Here is an 11886-nt window from a genome sequence, read left to right as displayed (position 1 = left end):
CCGGTCTTCGTCATCAACGCGCAGAACTGCGTGCACTGCAAGACCTGCGACATCAAGGACCCGAACCAGAACATCAACTGGGTGCCGCCGCAGGGCGGCGAGGGACCGGTCTATCCCAACATGTGAGAGCCCGACTACGTTCGTCCACAATCAGGCGCGGTCGGCTGCCACTCAAGATCGCATAATGTATCGACTGGAATGCCAATCCATCGGACGATTGGTGATGCGTGAACGGATCCACGATGCCGCAATGGCACTACGCCGATAGGCGTGCCTCCGCAAAGTGGTCGGCGGCTTCTTCCAGCACCTCTTCTGCCCATTGGTTGAGGCTCTTTCCCGAAAGCTCGGCAGCAAGAGCTGCTCGGCAATGGACCTCCGGAGCGACCCGAAACATCATCTTCCCAGAATAGGGCCCCTGAGGCTCTTTGCCGATTTTCTTGCAGGTGTCGAGAAAGTCATCGACTGCCTCATGGAAGGCTTTCTTGAGTTCAGCGACGCTGTCACCGTGAAAGCCGATTACATCGGAAATACCTGCAATCTTGCCGAAAAACACTTCGTCGTCAGCGTCGAACTCGATGCGAGCGTGATACCCGTTGTAGGTCATGGTGTTCAAGGGTGAACTGGCGGGCGATCTCCGCCCTCAGGCTCACCCGTAATTGCTCTTCGGTAAAACCTTTCAAGTCGACGATGTCGCCGGCGCCATTCGTCACCCCATAGTCGTCAACGGTCTCGGAGAAATAGACGACCCGCCATAGAGCAGGCTCGTACCCCTGCCCTTGCCGAGTTCGAAGGAGGCATAGGGACCGGCCTCGGGTCGCAAGTCGCCAGCGCCGCCGAAAATACGGCTGCGCGTCATCGGCAAGACATCGGGAGCAGAGTTGCAGCGGTCGAACTGCCGCGGCGCCATCGAGGCGAAGCGGCAGCGGGAGCGGCTTCAGCGGCGACAATGTCATTGTCATCACCGAGAGCTTTCGCGGCAAAAGACCGGTATGTGCGTGGAGCAGGCGGGCGACCTCGGCGTGAAGCCTGAGGTCAAGGGATCGGACCACATCCTTAAGCCGAGCACACGGGCGAACGCGCGAGGCGATCTGATCGGTCGTTGCCGCTCAAGCCATGATTGCGCCGCCTCGACCGAAGCGAACATCCCCTCCTAGGCCTTGCGGCAGGGCTCCTCAATGGCCCCCTTGATTAAGTTGGTGCCCGGTTGTGAGCGGCATCTGTAGCTCTTTGAGGCTGTTGCTGGTTAGCCCTGTGCTTAAAGATATAGGTATTGGTGGGTTGGCGTTTGTCGCCGGTGTAATGTTGGTTTGCGCCAATCCCCGGGTAGTAATCTCCGTCGCATTCTTGTGCAAGAGAAGAAAGGGGGGCGGCGGTTGCTATGGTGGAGATGATCGCCGCGAACAAAATTCTACAATTCTCATTCATTACTTCCTCCCACGTTGACGACATCGTTTTCTCATACGCCCATTTCGACATTGCCCCAGTCTCTAGTGCAGCCGGATTCCGACTGAAATCCCCAGCCACCCCATCGAAAGGGGCATGTAGAGGTGGCAGCAAGCCATTCACACGCTCATGGGCACCCCACACTGCGAGCATAAACGGGCAATTTCGAGACTTATTGGGGAGTGCAATCGGTCGCGGGACACCGCTCGTATGGTGTCAGTCCGAAACAATACTCCCGATCAATAAAGAGCCTACCGTGACTGCGAATGCATCGATCGCCTTTAGGACGTCTTCTGGCAGGGTGATGTTTACGCGAACGGTTCTTTTGGCTTCCGCCCTGACGCCAACTAGAATTGCAACACCGTCCTGGTCTCCGCGTCTGCCACAACCGCCTCCAGTGTAGAAGGCTCGGGAATTGCTTCGCCGTCTTCGGCTAGCCCTTCAATGTGTAGAGACAAGGCTTCTTCGGCCATAGCTCGCGCATCGTCGAGGTCGGTTCCGGCGGTGATCAGGCCCGGAAAGTCGGGAAAGGACACGCCGTAATCGCTGTCGGCATCCTTATGGATCAATCCGATATAATTGCGCATGTTCATTACCTCAGCTTAAGTCCTGCTTGTTTCTCGATACTCTTCAATGTTCCGATCGGAATGTCGAGACGCTGGTCCGGTCCGCGTCCTTGCGCATTCTGACCACGGCATCGGAAGCGTCCCGCCTTCACGGAAAACCGAACTGACGGGCGATATGTTCGCGCCCGCGCGGTTTTCTCGGCCCATGCCCGTCGCCGTCTCGTTCCCGATATCGGCTCGAGGCGCATGGGACCTATTTAGTCACCGTCAACATGGCGTGCATGCCGGCTTCATAATGGCTCTTGATGTTGCAGAGGAGTACGTAGGAGCCCGGCGCAAGTTTCGCTTTTAACTGACCATCGGCACCTGGCTTCAGCTCGGAAACTTCGCCCATGCTTTTGAGCTTCTTCTCGTCGACCCGCCCTTTGGCGGCATCAACAACAATTTGCTGATCGGCCGACTTCAGCTTCACAAGTACCACCTCATGTTCTTCCGCAATGGCGTCGTTGTGGACGAGAAATGTCGCCTCGCCGGCCTTGATCGTGGACTGGTCGAGAGTCAGGGTCATTGGACCACCAGCTTCGCCACCCTCTGTGACTTTGACGATGGTTGCGGCGAATGCAGGCGTTGCAAGACAGACAATGGCAAAGACGGCAAATGTGTTCTGGAGGTATCGCATGCGGAGTTCTCCTTTTTGAATGGGCAGCTTTGAGGTCTAGAGGGATGCTGAAAGGCACCGGAACCTAAGGGCCTGGTCCTGTCGGTTTCCTGTCATTCTGTCGAATTGCTGGGTACGGACTTCGAGCGCGTTGCGTACGCGTAGTCATCGCTAGGACGGGTAATGGGATCTCGAATTCACCAGCGTGCTCCGCCCAAGCAAACCGGCTATCGCCAGTGCGGCGGCCGAGAAAAGGATCGCTCACCTGGCGATCCGACGTCGAAAGCGCGGGTCACAGTCATTTGCGATGATGCCGAAAGGCACCAGGACGTTAATCGGGCCACGCATCAGAAAATGCATGAAGAATATCTTTCGCGCGCCGAACTCTACCTCCGGCATCTCCGCGGCGAGCGACGATTGCGCAAACCATTGCACCGGGAAGAAGGCTAGACCCATCCCCAGAGCGGGGATTCTGCGGGGCGATCGGCCATTGACCCGCCGCCGGGGTTCGTCGGCATGAATCAGCGTAATATGAAACAACCTCGAGGGTCAGGTCCCGCAAATACGTCGTCATCGACCGGTCCAAACACGACTTCGACAGCACACTTCAAAGGTCTATACATCCGTAGGGCGATTTGTGTTGTCCACGGCTGATCTCACGCTGGCGGGTGAGTTCACCGCACTATCGTGACCGAGCAAAGCGCCTGTTGTGCGACCTTCTGCGAGACGCTTCCAAGCAGCATCCCGGCTAACCTTCCCAGCCCACGGCTGCCGACGACGATCATGTCTGCACCAATCTCGTCCGCTACGGCGAGAATGGTCTCAGCATAGTCGCCAGGTTCGACCCGCGTGTGCACGTCGTTGACGCCAAGAGTTCGTGCACGTTCCGCCGCATTCTCGACAATGCGTTCTCCGAGCACCGACCTCGTCTCGCCAATGCCGCCTTGCGAACTTTTGAATAAATCGTGCCTCGAGGAGAGGGCGCGCTCTTGCCCAGGCATCGTGATCGCCGAGACACGCCGCACCATATGCTCGGCTCGTGCAAGTTGGCTTGCTTCCTCGGCCCTCACGGCGTTCAATATGACGTGAAGGATAGTAACGCGCGCGCCCGGACCCCTTGCGATGTTGGCTGCCACCTCCACGGCCTTCCAAGCCGTATCGGAGCCGTCTGTTGCAACAAGAACGTGTTTGATCATCATCGTCCCTCCGGTTCAGCAAGTCTCCCACAACTGAGGCGGAATGTATTGATACTGGTCAAAGGACTGCAAGCGTATTTCGAAACCTGCGCTGACGTCGCGGCGAGCGCCAAGGCGCCGGATAATACGGACAGCGCGGCTGCGGCCACGCAGACTTGGCATCGGCATTCTTGATGCCGATCAATGTAGGCTCTCGGGTCGCGTTCCGGATCGATTTCCGCAAACTGGTTTTAACCGGCGTCGATACTCTCGACCGACCAGCCGGTCATAATTTCTATTCTTCTGCACCAATCTCAGGCGAGCTTCAGCTTTGCGCACGATGCGGGGGAGGGCGCAGGCGGCGGTGTCAGCACTGTGCTCCGTGTCGCGTGTGAGGTTGGAACCGCTTACGCTGTCCACAAAGTTATCGATGTCCGTTCTCATTATCGCTCTCAACCTCACCATCGACGTTTCAAGCTTCGCTGTGCGCCCATTTATGGGCCGTCGTGTTCGATCGGGCCCCTTGATGCGCGCCATTGACGAACGGAATGCGATTATACAGCCGAGCGCTATTGCGCCGAGAACTTCGAGGAGCGCGATCTTTCGTAGGACGTCATTTAACACCTGTGACGACACCTTCTCGCTGGTGTCACTGGTGTCGGCCGGTCTTGGCAGCGGCTTTGCGTCGGAGTGGAGGGACGGTCTGTGAATTTCGATCTTGAACTTGCCGATCATGCCCATCGGATAAATGTCGTGCTCCAATTGACGTGGCGCAAGGAAACCGGTCCGCACTATTGGTAGTTTGTCGCATGTTCATACGACTGCACTTGAGCGCCAAAGCGCGGACGCAAACCCGTGCCTTGCCTCGGCTCTCCTGCTTCTCGAAAGGAGAACGAACATGACTACAGCAAAACTTGCATATGTGGCGATTGGCGCCACGCTCCTAGCAAACAGCCCCACGCCATCCTTGGCTCAAACAGCCCCCGCCGAGAAACAAGATGCGCGGCCGGGTTACTCTGAGATGATGCCTGGCGAGATGATGGGGGGGAGGCAGCGCGGCATGATGGGTGGCATGCGCCAAAACATGATGCAAGGCCACATGATGAAGATCATGTTTGCCGTTGCCGATGTTGATGGCGACGGCGCCCTGTCGTTCGACGAAGTCACAACGGTCCACAAGAGGATCTTCGAGACGGTCGATGCGAACAAGGACGGCAAGGTGACGCCCGAGGAGATGCAGGCCTTCATGCGCGATCAATGAGGCCTGGAAACCGGCTTTTTCGCCGGCATGCGGACCATAAAAAGGTCTGGAGAGCCGGTTCCGTCCGTTCGCAAACGTCCCCACACGCGGCTCCGCCGCGCCTGTGTAGCTGGCGCAATGCCTGCATCGTAGTGAAAACAATTGCTCACCGTTTGTCGTTGCGCTCAAAAAACGAGGGCCGTGGTGACAACCAGCCCCTTGTTTTTGCAATCGATAATACGGTTTCCAATATCGAGTTGGCATTCTGATGCAGGGTCGTAAATTGAACTTCATTCCCGGCGGTTTGTCGCCCTCCGCATCCGGTAGTCTCGAATTCCCTTGGCACCGCAGGCGCCGGCTTTGTCCAGCCACTACAGCTTGTAGCCGATCTTTCGGAGCAGGTCTTTCCGCCACGCAATGTCCGCATCGGTTTCGACGCCCAGCGGTGAGGCGCCATCCACCACGCCGAGCACGCCGCGGCCCAGTTCAGTTTGCGCGACGATCACCTGTGTCGGGTTGGCAGTCGCACAATAGATGCGACAGACCTCTGGCACCGCACGCACCGCAGCCAGCACGTTGACGGGAAAGAATCCGTCGCCGAGGAAGATCAGGAAAGTGTGGCCGGCGCCAATGGCCAATGCGTTGTCACGTGCCAGGGCAAGCTCGGCTTCGTCATTACCCGACCAACGCACCAGCCGCTTACCGGAGGCCTCGCAGAAGGCCAGCCCGAAGCGGATGCCTGGAACCGCGCCCACCAATGCCTCGTGGAGATCTTCCACGGTCTTGATGAAATGCGACTGGCCAAAAATGAAGTTGGCGGCGTCCGGCTTGACGATGGGCACCACGGTGAGTTCCATGGCTGCGCTCCTTCAAGGTAGGCAACGCGATGGTAGGTAGGCCCACAGAAGGCGATTTCAAGCCATCACATGCGGCCAATTCGCCCTCCGCGCCGCCACCGGAGGGCCAGAGCGCGGCTCGCCTACCGTGACTTCGAAATGATCCGCGCGACGCAACGGTGGCTGGTGAGCTGGATCAGGCTGCCCGACGACGAGAATGTCGAGGTCGGCGTCGGCCCAGTCGGCTTCAGCATCGTTATCTGCGAGGAGCTTGCTACGTCCGCAATGACGAGGGTTCAGACCCGAGGTCCGGTATTGCACTACATGGCGCGCGAGGCGCGCGCCAGCAGGACACCTGCAATGAACCTGCGAAATCGAGGTGGGCCAGATATTGCGTGATGACCGTGCTGTAAGTCAACATGCCGACAAGGCGACCGCGCGCTACCCAGGACGGACTAACCGATAGATCGACAGTCGCCGAGATGAGCAATGGCTGAGTCAATGTCGTCGCGCCGCGATATAGGAGCGAGTGAGCGAAAGGTTGGGCATTCGGGAATGGTGCGGTGCCGCCAGGAACGTTGCAATGGTGGCCTCATCGAAGCGCTCAGCTTCGGCGATCTGTGCGAATGTTGGAACAGTGTCCGAACCTTGACGTTGCTCGGGTGCCACGACGTGACACCCGCTGCACCAGCGCTTCAGGCGGGTGGTCACTCGGCTATCAATCTATGACGCCACATCCAGAGAAACGCGCATTGATGCGCGTCAAAATGCGCGGCCCAAACCGATCTCAATCTCGTCGTTTATCAACGAGCGATGCCGCTTGCTTGAGGGATGTGCTTCCAATCGATTGATAGTGAACTTTTCGTGGAAATCAGCATCAGCAAACAACGCACGGTTCGCCGCGTCGCGCTGGTGGAGGTTGTTCGCAGACGGTGTCGGCCTTGCATGCATGGAATTTGTGATCACCAACTCCATCCGGATACACCCGATGGCGCTTGTCTATTTCGATCGGCTGCACGATAAGGGCCGGTGGTGGTCAGCGTATGGTGATTAGGTTTTGAGGAAAGACCGAAGCTCGATTGGCGGCCCTCGCTACCTTCTGGAAGATATGCACTTACGAATTTGCCGGAGCAGGCGAGGCCGATCCTTCGGTGGAGGAAATGTTTGACGGCCCACTCAAGGCTCGCAAAGCGTTAACGATCGCTGCGATGTCTATCCCTTCCTGCAAAAGGGCGCCGGCGACCGGAGTTATGTATCCAAAGGCCGCAAAGACCATCGCGATCCCCGACAAAGCCAGACCGACAACGATGCTTTGCAAGGCGATTCGCCTTGTACGCCGTGCGATCATGACAGCATGAGGTACGCGATCAATCCGATCGACCAGGATTACGACATCCGCAGCTTCTGACGAGGCGGTCGCCCCGCGGGCACCCAGGGCGATGCCAATATCAGCCGCAGCCAGTGCCGGCGCATCATTGATCCCGTCACCCACCATCATCGTCGGCTGGCGACGTTGTTCGGCCGCAACGGCTGCAAGCTTTTCGGCCGGACTACGATCGGCATAGACCTCGTCGATCCCAAGGGAAGATCCGACGATGCTGGCGGTCTCGGCGTCATCGCCGGTGACCATGATGATACGCGAAATGCCGGCTGCATGAAGCTGAGCCAATGCGGCCGGCGCCTCAAGGCGGATTGCGTCCGCCAAAACGAGGAATGCAGCGATCCGACCGTCCACGGACACATAGATTGCGAGTCCCGAACTGCCTTCCCTAGCTGATGCAACCGAACAGGCCCATGCCGGTACCTCTCCATCTGCAAGGACAAGGGCACGCGACCCGGCGCGCACATGCCTACCCTCGACAATGCCCTCCAATCCGGAGCCGCGAAACTCCCGGACATTTGTCGGCGATGACAGTGGCATTCCCTTCGCTCGCGCCAAGGCAACGATGGTCTCGGCCAGAACATGGTGTGAGGCCTGCTCGAGGGATGCGAGAAGGCGCAAGATTTCTTCGGCGTCGCTATTTGGCGCCGTTTCGAAGAAAGTTATGCGTGCCCCGCCTTCAGTCAATGTCCCCGTCTTGTCGAAAATGACAGTGCGGACAAGGGCAAGCGCCTCGAGCGCGGAGCTTCCCTTCATCAGGACGCCCGCGCGTGCGGCGCGCGAGACGCCGCCGATGAAGGCAACGGGTGCGGCGAGAATGAGCGGGCAGGGAGTGGCGACAACGAGCACGGCGAGTGCCCTGATGCGATCACCCGATAGCCACCACGCAAGACCTGCAACGAGAAGCGTCGCTGGCAAAAGCAGCAGGGCGAAACGATCGGCTATTCGCATGAACGGTGCCTTGGCGGTCTGTGCCTCTTCGACCATACGGACAATGCCGGCATAGGTGCTCTTACTGGCTGGGGCAGACGCTCGATAGTGGAACGCCTCGCCGGCATTGACGGTGCCGCTTCTAAGGTGTTCACCCTTCCGCCGAATTTCCGGCAAAGGCTCGCCGGTCACGGCGGACTCGTCAAGCTTGGCCTGTTCATTAAGAAGGTGCCCGTCTACGGGCAACAGCTCGCCGGCTCTTACCAGCAAGTCATCACCTACGACGATCTCTCCAGCCGCAATGTCCGTTACTTCGCCCTCAGCGACCTTGTGGGCAATGCGGGGCGTTCGATCACGAAGCGACCTCAGGTCGCGTTCGGCTTTGCCGCGTGCGTAATCTTCCAGCAGGTTGCCGCCAGTATACATCATGGCGACCACCACACCCGCGAGTGGCTGCCCCATGGCGATCGAAGCTATCATCGCCACGAGCGCTATGGCGTCCACACCCATCCGTCCGACCAGGAAATCGCGCACAATCGTGATTGCGAGCGCTGCGACCACCGGAACTGTCGCGCCGCTCCAAATGAGGTCGGGTGCCAGCGGCCAGCCGAAGTATTTTACCAGTAAGCCGGCAAGCATGCCGGTTAGAGCGACCGCCAGAAATGCAAGGTGGAAGAAACCCGCTCTCATGCAATCCGCACCTCCCGCTGTCCATTCCGAGGCTCAGGCGATTGTGCCGCAATAGAGTACCGGCGCGGCAGCCCCCGGTTGACCGCTCGATGCCGAACAGCAGGCCAAGCGTCCCACCAAGCAGCAGGCTTCGAAGCAGTTGTTCAATGTACCATGAGAACCGGCACTGACGGGGTCTCGAGCATCGAGCGGGTTAACCCGCCAAAAAACCCGCTCGCGCATTCGCGAATGGCCATAGGCGCCCATCACCATCACCATCAGCTCTGCCGAGGCGTCCCGCGCGTATCGGTTCAGCACTTCGTTAATGCTGCGTCCCTCGCTTGGCACCGCTCGACGGCGACCGAGACGCCATGGCGAACAAGGTATGCCGCGATGTCGGCGCCGGGTTCTTCGCCATTGCGACCGTAGCTGGCGCGGGGATCCACCATCGTGACCTGCACGTCATCTGCGCCTGCCAGAATGCCCATTGCCTCGCGGGCCGCCCGAGCCGCCTCGAAACCCGAATCCCAAGCCAGCACGACTTTTTTCGGAGTAAGTGTCGCGGTTTTGCCTCTGGGCACGATCAGTATCGGACGTGCGGAACGAAACAACGCTCCATCGAGCGTGCGGGAGCGTAGTTCCGGATCGGCCATCAGCCCATCGCCGACAAGCGTGAGATCGCAATAGCGCCCCCTCTCTCCGATTTCGTCGTCTGCCCAGGCAATTTCTGCGTACATCGTGGCGACGTCGAAGGATATTCCCGTCTGATCCAGGATCGCTTTTGCCTTTTCCACACATGTCTCCAGCCTGACGATATCGCGCTGCCTTTCATCGAGCCAATCGACGGACACACCAGCTGCATATTCGCCAATTGGCGGAGGTGACGCGAGTTTGACAATCAACAGTGAAAGAATGCTTCTCCCGCGCTCGATCATTCTGGCTCCGGGTCTTGGTGCGCAAGGCGGTGACGTCAGCAGCATACATGCCCTTCGTGGAACACAGCAGGGCGATCTTTTAGTTCCGGTTTCGAGCGGTCCCACTCGCGCCGAACATCGAGGCATTTCTATCGCGGTCTATCGAGCGGCGTAAGCAACAAGCTCGCCACGCTGAATGAAGCAACACACCACCCCCAACCAAGCGGGAGCCGCCGACGTGGAAAGCTACCCACGCGGGCACGATTCCCATGATGAAGAAAGAAGCCGAAGAAAATGTGATGAAAAGCGCTCACAGGAGTTCGTGCGACTTTAACGCCGAACTCTTGCAACGTAACAAGCTTTAGGATCCTTGCAGCCGCAAAAACCGCCGGTCGACCATGGTCAGGGCAAGTGAAGCTGCCAAACTGATACCGAGAACGATCATGGCGCTAGCGGTGCCAGCCACTTCCAGCTGCGTTGCCGCGATGGGCAAAACAACCAGGATAGCCAGATTGTTGAGGCTTTCAGAAACTGCCAGAACCTGACCTTTGTCAGCGTCGCTGCGGGTGGCGAGCATGGACGTGCTCGCTGGCGCGGCGAGGCCAAGCGCAAATCCCCAGATGACAAGACAGACAAGCCCTCCTGTTAAGGGAAGGGGCGCGAGCATGAATGTGCTGACCGCCAAAATAAGAAGTGCGAGGGCTACAACGAGCGTCACGTCGTCTTTTCGGCAAAGGCGGCTGACGGGGCCGATGCCGAGATTACCAATTGCAAGGCCGAGGCCGAACGCCGACACCGAAACTCCGACTGCGCCAACACTTAGGCCGTGACGTAATCGAAGCACTTCGCCGGCAAGAAGGAAACCAGCCACTGCCGTTCCATTCCATAGACCTTTTGCAAACAGCGGACGAGTGATACTTCCTCGAACAATCCAGGCAAGCCGCTTCGGCTTTTTTGCTGGACGGCGGGACAGTTGAGAGGGGATCACACGCTGCGCGATGATGAAGGCCACTAGGCATCCAGTCGCGGTAACATGAAAGGGTGCGCGCCAGTCGAAGGCGTCCGTCAGGATGCCGGCAAACACCGGACCAGCTACTATTCCGAAGGTCATGCCGATCATGACGACTCCCATGGCGGCAGATTGCCGGTGAGCCGGGACGATATCAGACACCAACGCGAAGGCTGTCGGAATGAGCGCCGCCGATGCCACCCCTCCAAACATCCGCAGCGCGATGGCTGCGCCAAAACTTGGAGCAATCGTCAACGCTAGGCCATCAACTGCGAAAAGGACAAGGGAGACTAAAAGGAGACGGCGACGGTCCATGCGATCAGACAGAAATCCGAAGATTGGAGCCGCGACAGCATAGGACAACGCGTAACTGGACACGAGCCAGGATGCGTGTGCGGGCGTTATGTCGAAAGCCTGCGCGAGTGGCGCAAGCATGGCAGACAGCATGAACTCGGTCGCTCCGACGAAAAAGACGGCGAGAGCAAGAATATGCAAGAGAATTCGTGAGGGCACGATTATCCTCCATCAATGTCGTGTTGAGAGGTAACCGGCGCGCGAGTGTTTGCGGTCGCAAACATAGCACCGGAGCAAAGTCGAATGGGGGAATTTGGGGGGAGCGACTGTACGCCCGCACGCAGGAAGAGCCTGCTATTGGTCTGCTTCTTATCTCAATGTGGATGAGAATGGAAGACCACTCCGATGATAGATGCTGTTGGACAGCCGTTACTCGAACCCCGCGTAGTGGCGAATATGCGACGCTCAATCTCGGCTACGGCCAATCTGCGGTTTCCTTCACACGGTCTGGATTTGAAGAAATGGACGAAGTCACTGGTGACGGCCACGCCGAATTTCCGGACGATGGCGCAATCGAGATCGTGTTCGCTTACGACAATGGCGACGAGGCCATTCTAAAGGCCAAACCAGGGACTTCTTCAACGGTCTGCTCTTATGTTCGTTTGCAAGCTTTTAGTCATAACTCTTTCCTTTCCGGCTTTGACGACGAAAGCATATGCGTGGAGCTGTTGAACAAGGCAGGAGACAGGGCATTTAGACGACGGCTGGCAT

At 58.3% G+C, this 11886-nt stretch carries 10 protein-coding genes and 3 pseudogenes; 4 read left to right on the top strand and 9 right to left on the bottom strand.

The window, feature by feature from the left end:
- A partial coding sequence (locus C6558_RS38520) for a 4Fe-4S dicluster domain-containing protein (protein WP_143347948.1) occupies positions 1-126 on the top strand: 126 nt, incomplete at its 5' end.
- Positions 127-256: 130 nt separating this feature from the next.
- Here C6558_RS38520 and C6558_RS38515 read toward each other — a convergent pair.
- The 4 genes and pseudogenes from C6558_RS38515 to C6558_RS38495 all read right to left on the bottom strand — a co-directional run bounded on the left by C6558_RS38515 (position 257) and on the right by C6558_RS38495 (position 3863).
- Entirely contained in the window at positions 257-613 is a 357-nt protein-coding gene (locus tag C6558_RS38515) for a type II toxin-antitoxin system HicB family antitoxin (RefSeq protein WP_082571842.1), read from the bottom strand.
- Between the two features lie 1046 nt (positions 614-1659).
- Positions 1660-2030 (bottom strand): annotated as a pseudogene (locus tag C6558_RS38510) (type II toxin-antitoxin system HicB family antitoxin).
- Positions 2031-2262: 232 nt separating this feature from the next.
- Positions 2263-2688 (bottom strand): plastocyanin/azurin family copper-binding protein, encoded by a 426-nt coding sequence (locus C6558_RS38505; RefSeq protein ID WP_057225153.1) that lies wholly within the window; start codon positions 2686-2688, stop codon positions 2263-2265.
- Positions 2689-3341: 653 nt separating this feature from the next.
- Positions 3342-3863 (bottom strand): universal stress protein, encoded by a 522-nt coding sequence (locus tag C6558_RS38495; RefSeq protein WP_057225213.1) that lies wholly within the window; start codon positions 3861-3863, stop codon positions 3342-3344.
- 519 nt (positions 3864-4382) lie between these two features.
- On the opposite strand from C6558_RS38495, the pseudogene C6558_RS41325 reads away from it, so the two are divergent.
- Together C6558_RS41325 and C6558_RS38485 are read left to right on the top strand one after the other, a co-directional pair.
- Positions 4383-4548 (top strand): annotated as a pseudogene (locus C6558_RS41325) (transcriptional regulator); the annotation flags it as partial.
- Between the two features lie 192 nt (positions 4549-4740).
- Complete coding sequence (locus tag C6558_RS38485; RefSeq protein WP_107028827.1) at positions 4741-5103, top strand: EF-hand domain-containing protein; 363 nt, start codon at positions 4741-4743, stop codon at positions 5101-5103.
- A 350-nt stretch (positions 5104-5453) separates the two neighbouring features.
- On the opposite strand, the gene C6558_RS38480 is transcribed toward C6558_RS38485, so the two are convergent.
- From C6558_RS38480 to C6558_RS38445, 5 genes are all read right to left on the bottom strand, one after another.
- Positions 5454-5939, bottom strand: coding sequence for an adenosine-specific kinase (locus C6558_RS38480; protein ID WP_107028826.1), 486 nt, complete (start codon positions 5937-5939; stop codon positions 5454-5456).
- 741 nt (positions 5940-6680) lie between these two features.
- Positions 6681-6893, bottom strand: a complete 213-nt coding sequence (locus C6558_RS40165; protein ID WP_158269014.1) for a hypothetical protein — start codon at positions 6891-6893, stop codon at positions 6681-6683.
- Positions 6894-7032: 139 nt separating this feature from the next.
- Positions 7033-8919, bottom strand: coding sequence for a heavy metal translocating P-type ATPase (locus C6558_RS38460; protein ID WP_107028823.1), 1887 nt, complete (start codon positions 8917-8919; stop codon positions 7033-7035).
- A 290-nt stretch (positions 8920-9209) separates the two neighbouring features.
- A complete protein-coding gene (locus C6558_RS38455; protein ID WP_057207919.1) occupies positions 9210-9833 on the bottom strand; it encodes a hypothetical protein in 624 nt (207 codons plus the stop codon).
- 340 nt (positions 9834-10173) lie between these two features.
- Complete coding sequence (locus C6558_RS38445; RefSeq protein ID WP_107028822.1) at positions 10174-11334, bottom strand: MFS transporter; 1161 nt, start codon at positions 11332-11334, stop codon at positions 10174-10176.
- A 302-nt stretch (positions 11335-11636) separates the two neighbouring features.
- Here C6558_RS38445 and C6558_RS41320 point away from each other — a divergent pair.
- A pseudogene (locus C6558_RS41320) lies at positions 11637-11886 on the top strand (hypothetical protein); the annotation flags it as partial.

The organism is Ensifer sp. NM-2, from assembly GCF_003024455.1.
GTDB classification, from domain to species: Bacteria; Pseudomonadota; Alphaproteobacteria; order Rhizobiales; family Rhizobiaceae; genus Ensifer; species Ensifer canadensis.
Note: the sequence above shows the minus strand (reverse complement) of the source record. Positions and strands in the feature narration are given on the sequence as shown.